This is a genomic window from Pseudomonas sp. AE27 (genome assembly GCF_037113495.1).
Classification (GTDB): domain Bacteria; phylum Pseudomonadota; class Gammaproteobacteria; order Pseudomonadales; family Pseudomonadaceae; genus Aquipseudomonas; species Aquipseudomonas palmensis.
Genome location: NZ_CP146966.1, coordinates 5,641,583 through 5,657,756, shown reverse-complemented (window position 1 = coordinate 5,657,756; position 16,174 = coordinate 5,641,583). Strand labels below are relative to the sequence as shown.

At 60.4% G+C, this 16,174-nt stretch carries 15 protein-coding genes and 2 tRNA genes; 1 reads left to right on the top strand and 16 read right to left on the bottom strand.

All coding sequences use genetic code 11. The features are described 5' to 3' along the window. Positions 1-2 precede the first annotated feature (2 nt). From pnp to rlmE, 15 genes are all read right to left on the bottom strand, one after another. The gene (gene pnp / locus V9K84_RS26095) at positions 3-2,108 is read right to left on the bottom strand and encodes a polyribonucleotide nucleotidyltransferase (protein ID WP_043863817.1); all 2,106 of its coding nucleotides are present in this window, start codon (positions 2,106-2,108) and stop codon (positions 3-5) included. Positions 2,109-2,358: 250 nt separating this feature from the next. Then, entirely contained in the window at positions 2,359-2,628 is a 270-nt protein-coding gene (rpsO, locus tag V9K84_RS26090) for a 30S ribosomal protein S15 (RefSeq protein WP_010222985.1), read from the bottom strand. 153 nt (positions 2,629-2,781) lie between these two features. Further along, positions 2,782-3,699: a tRNA pseudouridine(55) synthase TruB gene (gene truB / locus V9K84_RS26085; protein ID WP_088513996.1), complete on the bottom strand. Its 918-nt coding sequence runs from the start codon at positions 3,697-3,699 to the stop codon at positions 2,782-2,784. 3 nt (positions 3,700-3,702) lie between these two features. Continuing rightward, positions 3,703-4,104: a 30S ribosome-binding factor RbfA gene (rbfA, locus tag V9K84_RS26080; protein WP_043863819.1), complete on the bottom strand. Its 402-nt coding sequence runs from the start codon at positions 4,102-4,104 to the stop codon at positions 3,703-3,705. A gap of 122 nt (positions 4,105-4,226) precedes the next feature. After that, on the bottom strand, positions 4,227-6,731 hold the full coding sequence (gene infB, locus V9K84_RS26075; protein ID WP_043863820.1) for a translation initiation factor IF-2: 2,505 nt from the start codon (positions 6,729-6,731) through the stop codon (positions 4,227-4,229). Positions 6,732-6,757: 26 nt separating this feature from the next. Continuing rightward, the gene (gene nusA, locus V9K84_RS26070) at positions 6,758-8,239 is read right to left on the bottom strand and encodes a transcription termination factor NusA (RefSeq protein ID WP_043863821.1); all 1,482 of its coding nucleotides are present in this window, start codon (positions 8,237-8,239) and stop codon (positions 6,758-6,760) included. A 59-nt stretch (positions 8,240-8,298) separates the two neighbouring features. Beyond that, positions 8,299-8,757, bottom strand: coding sequence for a ribosome maturation factor RimP (gene rimP / locus V9K84_RS26065; protein ID WP_043863937.1), 459 nt, complete (start codon positions 8,755-8,757; stop codon positions 8,299-8,301). Positions 8,758-8,887: 130 nt separating this feature from the next. Further along, a tRNA-Met gene (locus V9K84_RS26060) sits at positions 8,888-8,964 on the bottom strand. Positions 8,965-9,062: 98 nt separating this feature from the next. After that, positions 9,063-9,148, bottom strand: a tRNA-Leu gene (locus V9K84_RS26055). 19 nt (positions 9,149-9,167) lie between these two features. Then, positions 9,168-9,554, bottom strand: a complete 387-nt coding sequence (secG, locus tag V9K84_RS26050) for a preprotein translocase subunit SecG (protein ID WP_078481335.1) — start codon at positions 9,552-9,554, stop codon at positions 9,168-9,170. 3 nt (positions 9,555-9,557) lie between these two features. Beyond that, entirely contained in the window at positions 9,558-10,313 is a 756-nt protein-coding gene (gene tpiA, locus V9K84_RS26045) for a triose-phosphate isomerase (protein ID WP_088513995.1), read from the bottom strand. A gap of 66 nt (positions 10,314-10,379) precedes the next feature. After that, on the bottom strand, positions 10,380-11,720 hold the full coding sequence (gene glmM / locus V9K84_RS26040; protein WP_054916542.1) for a phosphoglucosamine mutase: 1,341 nt from the start codon (positions 11,718-11,720) through the stop codon (positions 10,380-10,382). 20 nt (positions 11,721-11,740) lie between these two features. Beyond that, positions 11,741-12,592, bottom strand: a complete 852-nt coding sequence (folP, locus tag V9K84_RS26035; protein WP_088513994.1) for a dihydropteroate synthase — start codon at positions 12,590-12,592, stop codon at positions 11,741-11,743. Between the two features lie 8 nt (positions 12,593-12,600). Then, positions 12,601-14,508 (bottom strand): ATP-dependent zinc metalloprotease FtsH, encoded by a 1,908-nt coding sequence (ftsH, locus tag V9K84_RS26030; protein WP_043863825.1) that lies wholly within the window; start codon positions 14,506-14,508, stop codon positions 12,601-12,603. 212 nt (positions 14,509-14,720) lie between these two features. Beyond that, on the bottom strand, positions 14,721-15,344 hold the full coding sequence (gene rlmE, locus V9K84_RS26025; RefSeq protein ID WP_043863826.1) for a 23S rRNA (uridine(2552)-2'-O)-methyltransferase RlmE: 624 nt from the start codon (positions 15,342-15,344) through the stop codon (positions 14,721-14,723). Between the two features lie 101 nt (positions 15,345-15,445). Here rlmE and yhbY point away from each other — a divergent pair, with 101 nt between their 5' ends. After that, positions 15,446-15,754: a ribosome assembly RNA-binding protein YhbY gene (gene yhbY, locus V9K84_RS26020; protein WP_038606752.1), complete on the top strand. Its 309-nt coding sequence runs from the start codon at positions 15,446-15,448 to the stop codon at positions 15,752-15,754. A gap of 12 nt (positions 15,755-15,766) precedes the next feature. On the opposite strand, the gene V9K84_RS26015 is transcribed toward yhbY, so the two are convergent. Next, positions 15,767-16,162: an MFS transporter gene (locus V9K84_RS26015; RefSeq protein ID WP_088513993.1), complete on the bottom strand. Its 396-nt coding sequence runs from the start codon at positions 16,160-16,162 to the stop codon at positions 15,767-15,769. Between the last annotated feature and the right edge of the window lie 12 nt (positions 16,163-16,174).

Genomic DNA, 16,174 nt, shown 5'->3' with positions numbered 1-16,174 from the left:
CATCAGACGCCCGACGCCTTGGCGGCGGCAACGTCCTTGATCGACAGCTTGATACGGCCGCGGTTGTCCACGTCCAGTACCAGTACTTCGACTTCCTGGCCTTCTTTCAGGATGTCGGTCACTTTCTCGACGCGAGCATCGCTCAGCATGGAGATGTGAACCAGACCGTCCTTGCCCGGCAGGATGTTGACGAATGCACCGAAGTCGACGATGCGCTCGACCTTGCCGACGTAGATCTTGCCGATCTCGGCTTCGGCAGTGATGCTCAGAACGCGCTGGCGCGCAGCTTCTGCAGCATCCTTGGTTTCGCCGAAGATCTTGATCGAACCGTCGTCTTCGATATCGATCGACGCCTTGGTTTCTTCGCAGATGGCACGGATGGTTGCGCCGCCCTTGCCGATGACGTCGCGAATCTTGTCGGTGTCGATCTTCATCGCGATCATGGTCGGTGCGTTTTCCGAAAGCTCGGTACGCGACTGGCCAATGATCTGGTTCATCTGGCCGAGGATGTTCAGGCGCGCTTCCAGGGCCTGGCCCAGGGCGATTTCCATGATCTCTTCGGTGATGCCGTTGATCTTGATGTCCATCTGCAGCGCGGTCACACCCTTGGCGGTACCGGCTACCTTGAAGTCCATGTCGCCCAGGTGGTCTTCATCACCCAGGATGTCGGTCAGGATGGCGAACTTCTCGCCCTCTTTGACCAGACCCATGGCGATACCGGCTACCGGCGCCTTCATCGGTACACCAGCGTCCATCAGGGCCAGGGAAGCGCCACAGACCGAAGCCATCGAGCTCGAACCGTTGGATTCGGTGATCTCCGACACCACGCGGATGGTGTACGGGAACACGTCGGCGGCCGGCAGCATGGCCTGGACCGAACGACGGGCCAGACGGCCGTGACCGATTTCGCGACGACCAGCACCGCCCATGCGGCCACACTCGCCCACCGAGAACGGCGGGAAGTTGTAGTGCAGCATGAAGGGGTCTTTGCGCTCGCCTTCCAGGGTGTCCAGCAGCTGTGCGTCACGTGCAGTACCCAGGGTCGCAACGACCAGGGCCTGGGTTTCGCCACGGGTGAACAGGGCCGAACCGTGGGTTTTCGGCAGCACGCCGACTTCGATGTTCAGCGGGCGCACGGTCTTGGTGTCGCGACCATCGATACGTGGCTTGCCGTTGACGATGTTTTCGCGAACGGTGCGGTATTCGATTTCACCGAAGATCTCTTTGACTTCAGCGGCAGTCGGCTGGCCTTCTTCGCCGGAGAACTTGGCGATGACCTGCTCGCGCAGCTCGCCCAGGCGAGCGTAACGGTCGGCCTTGACGGTGATGGTGTAGGCATCGGACACCGCGGCACCGAATTCGCCACGAATGGCGCTCAGCAGCGGGGTGTTCTCGGCCTTGGCAGTCCAGTCCCAGGTAGGCTTGGCGGCTTCGGCAGCCAGCTCCTTGACGGCCTGGATCACGGCCTGGAATTCGTCGTGGGCGAACAGCACGGCGCCCAGCATCTGGTCTTCGGTCAGCTCCTTGGCTTCCGATTCGACCATCAGCACGGCGTCGGAGGTACCGGCAACGACCATGTCCAGGCTCGAGGCAGCCAGTTGCTCGTAGGTCGGGTTCAGCAGGTAGCCGGTGCTTTCGTGGAAAGCGACACGGGCGGCGCCGATAGGGCCTTCGAACGGAATGCCGGAGATGGCCAGCGCAGCCGAGGTACCGATCATGGCAGCGATGTCCGGATCGGTTTTCTTGCTGGTGGAAACGACGGTGCAGACAACCTGCACTTCGTTCATGAAGCCTTCAGGGAACAGCGGACGGATCGGACGGTCGATCAGACGCGAGGTCAGGGTCTCTTTCTCGGAAGGACGGCCTTCACGCTTGAAGAAACCACCAGGGATCTTGCCGGCGGCGTAGGTCTTTTCCTGATAGTGAACGGACAGGGGGAAGAAGCCTTTGCCTGGATCGGCCTGTTTGGCACCGACCACGGTCACCAGCACGGTGACATCGTTGTCGACGGTGACCAATACGGCGCCGGACGCTTGACGAGCAATACGGCCCGTCTCGAGGGTAACGGTCGATTGACCGAACTGGAATTTCTTGATTACCGGGTTCACGGTTTCCTACCTTCTTCAGTGGCTCTGGGGGAACTGGTTCTTGCGAATTCTTGGGCAGCACAGGGAATCGGCCCTGTTGGCAGTCCAGATAAAACTAGAGGTTGGGAGCCTGCCCTGCCCTTGCGGTAAACCGCGCGGGCGAGGCAGACAGCCAACCTCATAGATACGCGCGGCGTGCTCACCCGCGCGGGGGCCGAAGCCCTCGGCGGATGACAGCAGCACGCCGTGCACACCACTGACCAGGCCGCTATTAGCGACGCAGGCCCAGACGACCGATCAGGGCGCTGTAACGAGTGGTGTCTTTACCTTTCAGGTAGTCCAGCAGCTTGCGACGCTGGTTTACCATGCGGATCAGACCACGACGGGAGTGGTGGTCTTTACCGTTGGCCTTGAAGTGGCCTTGCAGCTTGTTGATGTTGGCGGTCAGCAGGGCAACCTGCACTTCCGGGCTACCGGTGTCACCGGCTGCTTGCTGGTATTCGCCAACGATCTTTGCTTTTTCTTCAACGCTGAGTGCCATCTGGCTTCTCCAATATCAAGGGAAACCGTACACACGGTTTCCAATAGGCCAGGGACAGATCCCTGTATTTAAAAGTGAGGCGTGACCGTGCCTATTGACAGCCATCCTCTTGCCCGCCAGTGCCGGGCCTGAACCCGACACTGAAGGTTTCGATCATTCCGACCGAATCAGTCGACGTGGCGCAATGCGCCCGTCTTCGCTCACTTCACCGATACCGATGAAACGACCGTTGTGATCCTGCACGCGGACCATGCCGAACTTCGGCGCATCCGGTGCACGTACCGGCTGACCATGCAGCCAGTAGAACGCGCTGTGCTCGGAGAAGTGCAGCAACGGCCAGTCCTGCAACCCGCTGTCCGATGGCATCAGGAAGCGGTCGACCGCTTCGTTGCCACCTTCGGCGTGCACCTGCTCGAGCTCTTCGAGGGTGACGGTCTGGGCCAGTTCGAAGGGGCCTGCATGCGTACGGCGCAATTCTGCAACATAGGCGCCGCAGCCCAGCTGCTCACCGATGTCCTCTACCAGCGTACGGATGTAGGTGCCCTTGCTGCAGCCTACCGAGAGGCGTACCCGGGTGCCTTCGCACTCGAGCAGCTCCAAGCGGTTAATAGTAACAGAACGCGCTTCACGCTCCACTACTTCGCCTGCACGTGCCAGCTTGTACAGCGGCTGGCCATCGCGCTTGAGCGCCGAGTACATCGGCGGTATCTGGCTGATTGGACCACGAAACTTTGGCAGTACGGCTTCAACGTCGCTGCGACCAACGGTCACTTCGCGGGTTTGCAGAATTTCGCCTTCGGCGTCGCCCGTGTTGGTGGTCTGCCCCAGTTGCATCACCGTCTCGTAGCCCTTGTCGGACTCGAGCAGGTATTGCGAGAACTTGGTCGCCTCGCCGAAGCACAGCGGCAGCACGCCACTGGCCAGCGGGTCGAGGCTGCCGGTATGTCCGGCCTTCTCGGCGTTGAGCAGCCAGCGCACCTTCTGCAGGGCAGCATTGGAGGTGAACCCCAACGGCTTGTCGAGCAGGATGATGCCGCTGACGTTACGACGGATACGCTTGACCTGAGCCACCGCTTACTCCTTGGTGTCCAGGGGGGTATCGTCGGACTTGTGCTGGCTGTCCTCGGCGACCGCGCGCTCGATCAGTGCCGACAGATGGGCACCGCGGGTCACGCTCTCGTCGTAATGGAAGTGCAGTTGCGGCACGCTGCGCAGCTTCATTTCCTTGCCCAGTTGCATGCGCAGGAAACCGGCGGCGCTGTTGAGCACCTTGAGGCTTTGCTTGATGTCTTCTGCGCTGTCCTCGCCCATCACGGTGATGAACACCTTGGCGTGGCCGACATCGCGGCTGACGTCGACGGCGGTGATGGTCACCAGGCCGACGCGCGGATCTTTGACTTCGCGACGGATCAGTTGCGCCAGTTCGCGCTGCATCTGATCGCCGATACGTTGGGTACGGCTGTATTCTTTTGCCATGTTTTGCTACCTGTAACTAAAGCGGCAAACGCCCGGCCAGGCTTGGGCCTGACCGGGCGTTGCGTTCAGAGCCGCCGACCTGCGCCTTGCGGCGGGCGATCTGCGGCTCCCAAGCTCGCGGCTTAGAGCGTGCGAGCCACTTGGACTTTCTCGAAGACTTCGATCTTGTCGCCTACCTTGACGTCGTTGTAGCTCTTGACGCCAATACCGCACTCCATGCCGGCACGCACTTCGGACGCATCGTCCTTGAAGCGACGCAGCGACTCCAGTTCGCCTTCGAAGATCACCACGTCGTCGCGCAGTACGCGAATCGGACGGTTGCGGTAAACCACACCCTCGGTGACCATGCAGCCGGCGATGGCGCCGAACTTCGGCGAACGGAACACGTCACGCACTTCGGCGATACCCAGGATGTTCTCGCGAACATCGCTGCCGAGCATGCCGGTCAGGGCTTTCTTGACGTCTTCAATGATGTCGTAGATCACGTTGTAGTAACGCATATCCAGACCTTCCTGCTCGACGATCTTGCGCGCGCCGGCATCGGCACGCACGTTGAAGCCGAACAGTACTGCATTGGAAGCCAGGGCCAGGTTGGCGTCGCTCTCGGTGATACCACCGACACCGCCGCCGATCACGCGAACCTGTACTTCGTCGTTGCCAAGACCGCTGAGGGAGCCCTGCAGGGCCTCCAGAGAACCACGCACATCGGACTTGAGTACGATGTTGAGGGTCTTCTTCTCTTCCTGGCCCATGTTCTCAAAGATGTTCTCGAGCTTGCCAGCGTGGGCACGTGCCAGTTTGACTTCGCGGAACTTGCCTTGACGGAACAGAGCCACTTCACGGGCTTTCTTCTCGTCGGCAACCACGCTCAGTTCGTCACCGGCATCCGGGGTGCCATCCAGGCCGAGAATCTCGACCGGGATCGACGGGCCGGCTTCCTTAACAGGCTTGCCGTTCTCGTCGAGCATGGCCCGTACACGGCCGTAGTTCGAACCGCACAGCACCATGTCGCCCTGACGCAGGGTACCGTCCTGAACCAGCACGGTAGCCACCGGGCCACGGCCCTTGTCCAGGCGCGACTCGACCACGACACCACGGCCAGGGGCCGATGGGGTGGCCTTGAGCTCGAGGATCTCAGCTTGCAGCAGAACGGCTTCGAGCAGTTCGTCGACGCCGGTACCCATCTTGGCCGAAACCTTGACGAATGGCGTGTCGCCACCCCAGTCCTCGGAGGTCACGCCTTCGACGGCCAGTTCGTTGCGGATGCGGTCCAGGTCTGCACCTGGCTTGTCGATCTTGTTCACTGCAACGACCAGTGGAACACCTGCCGCCTTGGCGTGCTGTACCGCTTCACGGGTTTGCGGCATCACGCCGTCGTCCGCCGCGACCACCAGGATCACGATGTCGGTCGCCTTGGCACCACGGGCACGCATTGCGGTAAACGCGGCGTGACCCGGGGTGTCGAGGAAGGTGACCATGCCACGGTCGGTTTCCACGTGGTACGCACCGATGTGCTGGGTGATACCACCGGCTTCGCCGGCAGCTACCTTGGCACGACGGATGTAGTCGAGCAGGGAAGTCTTACCGTGGTCAACGTGGCCCATTACGGTCACGACCGGCGCACGGGAGAACGACTCGCCTTCGAACTTCAGGGACTCGGCCAGGGAATCTTCCAGCGCGTTGTCGCTGACCAGCGTGACCTTGTGGCCCAGCTCTTCGGCGATCAGCTGAGCAGTTTCCTGATCGAGCACCTGGTTGATGGTGACCGGAGTACCCATCTTGAACATGAACTTGACGACTTCAGCGGCCTTGACCGACATCTGCTGTGCCAGCTCGGAAACGGTGATGGTCTCGCCAATGGCCACGTCGCGGATAACCGGACCGGTCGGGCTCTGGAAGCCGTGGGCATTGCGCTTCTTCATCTTGCCCTTGCCACGGCCACCACGGCGGAAGCTGTCGCTTTCCTCTTCGGTGGTACGTGGGGCGGCACGTGGAGCTGGCGCCTTTTCCTTTTCCTTGACCTTGACCGATACGCGCGGGGCCTCGTTGCGGCGCTCGCCACCACGGCGGTCGTCGTCACGCGACTTGTCGTTGCGACGGGCGTCTTCGGCTTTCTTGCGCTCGACACCCGGGGCCGGAGCTGCAACCGGCTCGGCAGCTGCAGGCGCAGCCGTCACGGCCGGTGCTGCAGCGGCTGGCGCAGGTGCGCTGGCCGGCTGACGGCTGGCGGATTCTTCGGCACGTTTACGCGCTTCAGCTTCAGATTTGTCGCGTGCTGCGTTTTCAGCGGCACGACGTTCTTCCAGCTCGCGATTCTGCTCAGCCTGGATTTCTTCGGGGCTGCGCTGTACGAAAACTTTCTTCTTGCGTACTTCTACGCTGATGCTCTTGCTACCAGCAACACGCAGGGTGCTGGTGGTCTTGCGCTGCAAGGTAATCTTGCGCGGCTCTTCCACCTTCGCCTTGTGGCTGCTTTTCAAGTGGGTCAGCAGAGCCTGCTTCTCACTGTCGGTCACTACCTGACCGGCGTCGGTGTGCGGCAGACCTGCCTCACGCATCTGCTGCAGCAGGCGCTCTACCGGTGCAGCGACCTCTTGGGCCAATTCTTTCACCGTGACTTGCGTCATGCACTTCTCTCCTCAGGCCAGCCTACTTACTCGAACCAGTGGGCTCGGGCGGCCATGATCAACTTGCCGGCACGTTCTTCGTCGATGCCGTCGATGTCGAGCAGGTCATCAATCGACTGCTCGGCCAGGTCTTCGCGGGTAACCACGCCGCGCACCGCCAGTTCCGCCGCCAGATCCTTGTCCATACCCTCAAGCGAGAGCAGGTCTTCGGCCGGATGGGCGTCTGCCAGTTTTTCCTCAGTAGCGATGGCTTTGGTCAACAGGCGGTCCTTGGCACGCGCGCGGAGTTCGTTGACGATCTCCTCGTCGAAGCCATCGATGTTGAGCATTTCTTCCAGCGGTACGTAGGCAATTTCTTCCAGGCTGGTGAAACCTTCGTCAACGAGAACCTGCGCCAGCTCTTCGTCGACTTCCAGCTCTTCGATGAAGTTACGCAGAATGTCGCCGGTTTCAGCTTGTTGCTTGGCCTGGATGTCCGACTCGGTCATCACGTTCAGGGTCCAGCCGGTCAACTGGCTGGCCAGACGTACGTTCTGACCACCACGGCCAATGGCTTGCGCCAGGTTGTCCGCGGCTACAGCGATGTCCATCGCGTGGGCATCTTCATCAACGATGATCGCCGCGACTTCTGCCGGCGACATGGCGTTGATGACAAACTGGGCCGGGTTGTCGTCCCACAGGACGATATCCACTCGCTCGCCGCCCAACTCGCCAGACACTGCCTGTACGCGCGAACCGCGCATACCGATGCAGGCGCCTTGCGGGTCGATGCGCTTGTCCTTGGAGCGGACAGCGATCTTGGCGCGAGAACCCGGGTCACGGGAAGCCGCCATGACCTCGATAAGGCCCTCGGCGATTTCCGGCACTTCGATGCGGAACAGTTCGATCAGCATCTGGGGCGCGGTACGCGACAGGATCAGCTGCGGGCCGCGGTTTTCGGTGCGGATTTCCTTGAGCAGTGCACGTACACGCACACCGACACGGAAAGTCTCGCGGGAGATGATGTCTTCACGGGCCAGCAGCGCTTCGGCGTTGTTGCCCAGGTCGACGATCACGTTGTCACGGGTAACCTTCTTGACGGTACCCGAGATGATTTCACCCAGACGCTCGCGATAAGCATCGACCACCTGTGCGCGCTCGGCTTCGCGGACCTTCTGCACGATGACCTGCTTGGCGGTCTGTGCAGCGATGCGGCCGAACTCGATGGACTCGATCTTCTCTTCGATGACATCGCCAACCTTGGCTTCAGGATGGGTTTCCTGAATCTTGCTTGGCCAGGTTTCGATCGCAGGATCGTCAAGATCCTCTTCCTCGACCACCGTCCAGCGACGGAAGGTCTCGTAGTTACCGGTGTGGCGGTTGATCTCCACACGCAGGTCGACTTCATCTTCGAAGCGCTTCTTGGTAGCAGTGGCCAGGGCCACTTCCAATGCTTCGAAAATCACGTCTGCCGGTACACCCTTTTCATTGGATACCGACTCAACAACCAGCAGTACTTCTTTGCTCATCGTACGCCTCGCCTTTCGCAAGCCATTGGGTCCGCACGAACTATCGGACCCGGCATGTCTCAGTCAAAACTGGGAATAATGTTGGCCTTGTCGATCATGTCGATCGGCAGAAGGAATTCGTGGTCATCTACCTGCACCACGACATCCTGCTCTTCCACACCGCGCAGAAGGCCCTGAAAATTACGTCGACCTTCGAAAGGCGAGCGCAGTTTAATCTTCACCTGCTCACCGACATACTTTGCAAACTGTTCAAGTGTGAACAGCGGGCGTTCCATGCCAGGAGAGGAAACTTCAAGGGTGTATTCAACGGAAATGGGATCTTCGACATCCAGAATGCCGCTGATCTGACGGCTGACGATGGCGCAGTCATCCACCAGCACACCGCCTTCTTTGTCGATATAAACGCGCAACATTGAGTGGCGGCCTTGAGCCGAAAACTCGATACCCCAGCATTCATAGCCTAGGGCCACGACCACCGGGGCCAACAAGGCCTGCAACTCTTCTAGCTTGCTCGACACCTGAACCCCCTTGTGCATGCTATGCAAATAAAAAATGGGCGAAGCGCCCATCCCTGATACGCCGGGTGAATACCGGCGCTGAGAACTGATCAGCTAACAAAAAGCCCCTGAAAAGGGGCTCTGCTGAAACTGGTTGCGGGGGCTGGATTTGAACCAACGACCTTCGGGTTATGAGCCCGACGAGCTACCAGACTGCTCCACCCCGCGTCAAAGCTGGGGCGAAAGTATACGACCGAACCCCGCGAGGGGTCAATCTAACCTCCACCTACAAGAAAGCCCGCTGTAGCGGGCTGTCTTGTTTCAATTGGTACCGAGAAGGGGACTCGAACCCCTACACCCTATGGGCACAACCACCTCAAGGTTGCGTGTCTACCAATTCCACCACCTCGGCAATACTACTTTGAAACCCGTTACTTCTGCTCTTGAGCTGGAGGTACATCGCCGGTGTTGCTGGCGGGTGCCTGTTGCTCCTGGAGCACCGGTACATCATCTGTTGCCGGCTTTTGCTGCTTCACTTCAAGTACCGCTGGATCTGGAAGCCCTACCTGAGTCAGCTGATGAGCTTTCTCTTTAGCAAAGTAACCTAACCCTAGGGCGGTTATGAAGAAACTGGCGGCAAGTATAGCAGTAAACTTACTAAGAAAGGTAGCAGAACCTTGGCTTCCGAACACAGTATTTGAAGCCCCTGCGCCGAAAGATGCACCTGCTTCCGCACCTTTACCCTGTTGCAGCAACACCAGCACTACCAAACCCAGTGCGCCCAACAGATGAAAAACTACTACGACTGTTTCCAGCATTTTTCAGTTTCCTGCGGCGCGACAAATTGCACCGAATTCGTCTGCGTTCAGGGAAGCTCCACCTATGAGCCCCCCATCGATATCCGGCATGCCGAACAGCTCAGCCGCATTGGCCGCCTTCACGCTGCCGCCGTATAGAAGCCGCACATTCATCGCGACCTCTGAATTCTTTTCCGCCAGTTGCTCGCGAATGGCCTTGTGCACATCCTGAGCCTGTTGCGGGCTGGCCGTGAGGCCGGTGCCGATGGCCCATACAGGCTCATAGGCAATGATTGCACTGGCGAAGGCCTCAACACCGAATGCTTCGATGATGCTGCTCAACTGACGCCCTACAACCTCAAGCGTTTTGCCAGCTTCGCGCTCCTCCAGGGTTTCCCCCACACAGAGCACAGGCTTCAACCCGCAAGCCTGAGCCGCAGCGAACTTGCGATTCAGTACTTCGTCGCTTTCGCCCAGTATCTGGCGACGCTCCGAGTGCCCGATCAGCACCAGCTCACATCCCGCATCGACCAGCTGACTCGGAGCAACCTCACCGGTCAGCGCGCCTTGCTGGGGCTCTACCGCAGAATCCTGAGCACCCACGGCTATCGACTTGCCCTGCAACCCTTCAATCGCTTGATTGATGTACAGGCAGGGCGGGAACACCGCGACTTCAACACCGCTCGGCAGGGCTAGATTGCTCAAGCCCTTGATCAGCTCAGCGACGCTGGCGCGGGTACCGTGCATCTTCCAGTTACCAGCTACCATAGGGCGACGCATGCTGTACCTCGTCGGTCAAAGTGGGCGCAGATGTTACCCAACCCGATCACCACTGGCAAGCGCTAATCAGGCGCAAACTTCAGTTACCAGCTTTGCCAGTTCCTCGGCGTAGCCGCGCACCTGACTTTCGTCGTCACCTTCGACCATCACACGCACCAGTGGCTCTGTGCCGGACTTGCGCAGCAGCACGCGACCACGACCCGCCATGGCCTCGGTGACCCGCTCGCAGGCCTGTTTGACCGCCGGGTGCTCGACAGGGTCCACCTTGCTCTCGCCAAAGCGAACATTGATCAGCACCTGCGGGCATTTGCGCAGCGCCTGACGGGCCTGAGCCAGGGTTTCACCGCGACGCTTGAGCGCCATCAGCACCTGCAGGGCAGCGATGATCGCATCCCCTGTCGTGGTATGACTGAAGCACACCACGTGCCCGGAATTCTCGCCGCCGATGTTCCAGTCGCGCTCCAGCAGTTCGGCCATCACATAGCGGTCACCCACCTTGGCACGCACAAACGGTATCGAGAGCTCCTGCAAGGCCAGTTCGAGGCCCAGGTTGCTCATCAGCGTACCCACAACGCCACCATTGAGCTTGCCACGCTCCTGGAGGTCACGGGCAATGATGAACAGCAATTCGTCACCATCGACGATCGCGCCGGTATGGTCGACCATCAGCACCCGGTCACCGTCACCGTCGAACGCGATCCCCAGGTCGGCATGCCCTACCAGCACCGCCGCCTGAAGCGACTCGATATGGGTCGAACCGCAGTTCTCGTTGATATTGAGGCCATCCGGCTGCGCTGCCAGCACCGTGACATCGGCGCCGAGCTCGCGAAATACGCTGGGGGCCACCTTGTACGTGGCGCCGTGGGCGCAGTCGACCACCAGCTTGAGGCCGGCGAAATCGGTACTGGTCGGCACGCTGCTTTTGCAGAACTCGATGTAGCGGCCGGCCGCGTCGTTGATGCGCGACACCTTGCCCAGCTTGCTCGACTCGACCACGGTCATGGGCTTGTCGAGCAACTCCTCGATCATCTGTTCCACATCGTCGGGCAGCTTGGTGCCCTGGCCGGAGAAGAACTTGATGCCGTTGTCGTCATGCGGATTGTGCGACGCACTGATGACGATCCCGGCTTCGGCATGAAAGGTGCGGGTCAGGTAGGCGATGGCCGGCGTCGGCATCGGGCCGAGCAGCAGCACATCTGCGCCCGCCGCCGACAGACCGGCCTCAAGGGCCGACTCGAACATGTAGCCGGAGATACGCGTGTCCTTGCCTACGAGCACCCGGCAGGCGCCGAGCTTGCGAAAGGCCATGCCAGCGGCCCAACCGAGCTTGAGCATGAAATCCGGCGTGATCGGGTATTCGCCGACACGGCCACGAATGCCGTCGGTACCAAAATATTTTCTGCTCATAGTGAAATGCTCCGTCACTCTTATTCGGCGGCTTCAACCGCTGCAATCATCCGTACCACGTCGACGGTCTCGGCAACATCGTGAACCCGCAGGATGCTCGCACCCCGGGTCATCGCCAGCGCAGCAAGCGCCAGGCTGCCATAAAGCCGCTCACCGACCGGACGCTCCAGCGCCAGGCCGATCATGCTCTTGCGCGAAACACCCACCAGGAGGGGACGGCCCAGGCGATAAAGGTCCTGCATATGCTTGAACAGGCTGAGGTTGTGCGCAAGCGTCTTGGCAAAACCAAAGCCCGGATCGAGCACAATCTTTTCGGCGCCGATACCCACCGAAGCACAGGCTGCCATGCGCTGCTCGAGAAACATCGCCACCTCGACGGTTACATCGTCGTAGTGCGGGTTGTTCTGCATGTCGCCGGGCTCGCCGCGCATGTGCATCAGGCAGACCGGCAAACCGGTGGCTGCAGCGGCATCCAGGGCGCCATCGCGGGTCAGCGAGCGCACATCGTTGATCAGCCCCGCGCCCAGGCGGGCAGTCTCGCGGATCACCGCCGGCGTCGAGGTATCGACCGAGATGATGACATCCAGCTCGCGACTGATCGCTTCGACAATGGGTGCAACCCGCTCGAGCTCTTCGAGAGCAGTGACCACGCGTGCACCTGGCCGGGTGGACTCCCCACCGACATCGACAAGCGTAGCACCGGCCGCCACCATCGCTTCGGCATGGCGCAAGGCCGCATCACGCTGGGTGAAGCGACCGCCGTCCGAGAAGGAATCAGGGGTTATGTTGAGGATACCCATCACATGGGTACGGGAAAGGTCGAGAACCCGGTTGCTGCAAGGCAACCGGGTTGGGTACTGCTGTGAAGTCATGTCAACCCTTAGAGCTGCGCCGCCGGACCACCGATCGGGGACTCGGGGCGATCACCTTGCGTGGCAGAGGTGCCCGAAGTGCCCGAACCACCTTCCCAGTCACGTGGCTCACGCGGCTCGCGACCGGCCATGATGTCGTCGATCTGGTCGGCATCGATGGTCTCGTACTTCATCAGCGCATCGGCCATGGCATCGAGCTTGTCACGGTTTTCGGTGAGGATCTGCTTGGCAGTGGCATAGCACTGGTCGATGATGCTGCGCACTTCGGAGTCGATCAACTTGGCCGTCTCGCCCGAAACGCTGGCGTGCTGGGAACCGGCACTGCGGCCCAGGAACACCTCGCCTTCTTCTTCGGCGTACATCAGTGGGCCAAGTTTTTCCGACAAGCCCCACTTGGTGACCATGTTGCGAGCGATCTGGCTGGCTCTCATGATGTCGTTGGAGGCACCCGTGGTAACGCCATCGAAGCCAAGGGTCATTTCCTCGGCGATACGACCACCGTACAACGAGCAGATCTGACTGATCAGCGCACGCTTGGACAGGCTGTAGCGGTCCTCTTCCGGCAGGAACATGGTCACACCCAGGGCGCGACCGCGCGGAATGATCGAGACCTTGTACACCGGGTCGTGCTCGGGCACCACGCGACCGACGATGGCGTGACCCGCCTCGTGGTAAGCGGTGTTCTGCTTCTCTTTCTCGGACATGACCATCGACTTGCGCTCGGCGCCCATCATGATCTTGTCCTTGGCCAGCTCGAACTCCTTCATCTCGACCACACGCTTGCCGCCGCGCGCAGCGAACAGCGACGCCTCGTTGACCAGGTTGGCCAGGTCGGCACCGGAGAAGCCGGGCGTACCACGAGCGATCACGGCAGGGTTCACGTTGTCGCCGATCGGCGTCTTGCGCATGTGCACCTTGAGAATCTGCTCGCGACCACGGATGTCGGGCAGGCCCACGACCACTTGGCGGTCGAAACGACCTGGACGCAGCAACGCAGGGTCAAGCACGTCCGGACGGTTGGTAGCGGCGATCACGATGATGCCGTCGTTCATTTCGAAGCCGTCCATCTCCACCAGCAACTGGTTGAGGGTCTGCTCGCGCTCGTCATGACCACCGCCCATGCCGGCGCCACGGTGGCGGCCGACGGCGTCGATTTCGTCGATGAAGATAATGCACGGTGCGTGCTTCTTGGCCTGCTCGAACATGTCACGTACACGGCTGGCACCGACACCCACGAACATTTCAACGAAGTCGGAACCGGAAATGGTGAAGAACGGCACCTTGGCCTCACCCGCAATGGCCTTGGCCAGCAGGGTCTTACCGGTACCGGGCGGGCCGACCATCAGCACGCCGCGCGGAATACGACCGCCCAGGCGCTGGAACTTGCCTGGATCACGCAGGAACTCGACCAGCTCGCCAACCTCTTCCTTGGCTTCATCGCAACCTGCGACGTCGGCCAGGGTGGTCTTAACCTGGTCTTCGGAGAGCAGGCGCGCCTTGCTCTTGCCGAAACTCATCGGCCCACCCTTGCCACCGGCACCGCCCTGCATCTGGCGCATGAAGAACATGAACACGGCGATGATGACCAGGATCGGGAAGCTGGCGACCAGCAACTGGGTCCAGATGCTTTGTTGTTCAGGCTGCTTGCCTTCGACCACGACGTGGTTGTCGACCAGGTCGCCGATCAGGCCGTTGTCGGCGATCGCGGGACGCACGGTCTTGAAGCTGTCGCCGTCGGTACGCTTACCAATGATGACTGCACCGTCGACCGTCACACGCTCGACCTTGCCATCCTTGACCTGCTGAATGAAGTCGGAATAGTTGAGGGTCTGCGGCTCGTTCGGGCTGGAGAAGTTGTTCATCACGGTCACCAGGACCGCGGCGATGATCAACCACAGGATCAGATTCTTTGCCATGTCGTTCAATTAGCTACCCTCTGAGGCAGGCCTTAGGCGCAGCCGTGCCTCGCATGATAATCACCGGCTTAACTTACTACATTACCTACATGTCTGCAGGCGCCGTCTGTAACCCTTTGTGAAACCTAGACTACACGATGTTCATCCAGGTCAGGCAGGACATCCGATTGGAAATAGCTATCGGATACCCTGGAAGCTGCCGGCCTGAAGCCCTACTCGCCCTTGTAGCCACGCCCCAGCATGTACTGCTCGCGGGAGCGATCGCGTGAAGAATCGGGCTTGAGCATCTGCACCTTGTCGAATTTCTTGCGGGCGTCCTTGAGGTAGACGTCAAACCCCTCGCCCTGAAAGATCTTGATCAGAAAATCGCCACCCGGCTTGAGTACCCGGGTCGCCAGATCAAGGGCCAGCTCGCACAGGAACATGGCCTTGGGCATATCCACAGCGGGCGTACCACTCATATTGGGGGCCATATCGGAAATCACAAGGTCTACGTGCGAATTACCGACCGCCTCGAGAATCTGCGCCAGCACTTCATCCTGGGTAAAGTCGCCCTGGATGAAGGTAACGTCGGGAATACTGTCCATTTCGAGGATGTCGGAGGCGATCAGACGCCCCTGACCACCAATCAGACGACTGGTCACCTGTGACCAGCCACCGGGCGCCGCGCCCAGATCGATCACGCTCATGCCCGGGCGGATCAAACGGTACTTTTCCTGGATTTCGAGCAATTTGTAGCTCGCGCGCGAGCGATATCCGTCCTTTTGCGCCTTTTTGACGTAAGGATCGTTGAAGTGTTCTTTCAGCCAGCCAAGGCTTGTCTTGGAACGCGCCACTGGGCACCTCGATGATAAGGGTCGTGATTAACTGGGCGGATCCACGGGCCCTCGGGTAAAATGGCCGCCATTTTTACAGAATCTAGACAAAGGGTCAGATTATGCCGCTCAATAACGAGCAGAAGAAACAGTACAAATCCATTGGCCACGATCTGAAACCAGTTCTGATTGTGGCAGGCAACGGCCTGACTGAAGGGGTTATCGCCGAACTCGAGCGCGCCCTGGCCGATCACGAACTGATCAAGGTAGAGATCCGCTCGGAAGACCGCGAAGAACGTGCCGCCGCCATTGCCGCACTGTGCAAGGCCGGCCGCGCCGAACTGGTGCAGACCATCGGCAAGAAGGCACTGATCTATCGCCGCAACCCGCAGCCCAACAAGCAACTGTCGAACATCCACCGCTACAAGTGATGTTCGCGCCGTTCAGTGGCGCGCCTTGCGCGCCCTGCCCGGCGGCGGCTGCAGCACCAGCAGCAAACCGCTGAGGCCCAGCACCAGGTAGCAGAACAGCTGCCAACGCAACTGCCCCGCCCCGCCAACCCGCAAGACGAAATACATCACGCACGCCGCCACTGCCATCAGCAGCAGTTGCCCACGCATGTCTCGCCACAGGCTGGCCATCCCTTCGGCCTGAATCAGCACCAGCACCTGCACGCCGCAGCCCACCGCCGCAAAGACGACCAGCAGCGACGCGGCCAGCACGCCAAAATCCTCGATCAACAGCGGCGCCAGGCCAATCTGGCCCAGCACCGGCAGTACCGCAAAATGCAGCATCCACACGCCGCCGACCCAGAGCACCTGGGCCAGCTGCCAGATCACTGCCGACGCGGC

Excerpts from the sequence above, each read along its gene's own strand:
- yhbY (WP_038606752.1), top strand. The coding sequence starts at position 15,446 with ATGCCGCTCAATAACGAGCAGAAGAAACAGTACAAATCCATTGGCCAC.
- secG (WP_078481335.1), bottom strand. The coding sequence starts at position 9,554 with ATGCTGGAAACAGTCGTAGTAGTTTTTCATCTGTTGGGCGCACTGGGT.
- infB (WP_043863820.1), bottom strand. The coding sequence starts at position 6,731 with ATGACGCAAGTCACGGTGAAAGAATTGGCCCAAGAGGTCGCTGCACCG.
- rpsO (WP_010222985.1), bottom strand. The coding sequence starts at position 2,628 with ATGGCACTCAGCGTTGAAGAAAAAGCAAAGATCGTTGGCGAATACCAG.
- tpiA (WP_088513995.1), bottom strand. The coding sequence starts at position 10,313 with ATGCGTCGCCCTATGGTAGCTGGTAACTGGAAGATGCACGGTACCCGC.
- nusA (WP_043863821.1), bottom strand. The coding sequence starts at position 8,239 with ATGAGCAAAGAAGTACTGCTGGTTGTTGAGTCGGTATCCAATGAAAAG.
- rbfA (WP_043863819.1), bottom strand. The coding sequence starts at position 4,104 with ATGGCAAAAGAATACAGCCGTACCCAACGTATCGGCGATCAGATGCAG.
- glmM (WP_054916542.1), bottom strand. The coding sequence starts at position 11,720 with ATGAGCAGAAAATATTTTGGTACCGACGGCATTCGTGGCCGTGTCGGC.
- folP (WP_088513994.1), bottom strand. The coding sequence starts at position 12,592 with ATGACTTCACAGCAGTACCCAACCCGGTTGCCTTGCAGCAACCGGGTT.
- ftsH (WP_043863825.1), bottom strand. The coding sequence starts at position 14,508 with ATGGCAAAGAATCTGATCCTGTGGTTGATCATCGCCGCGGTCCTGGTG.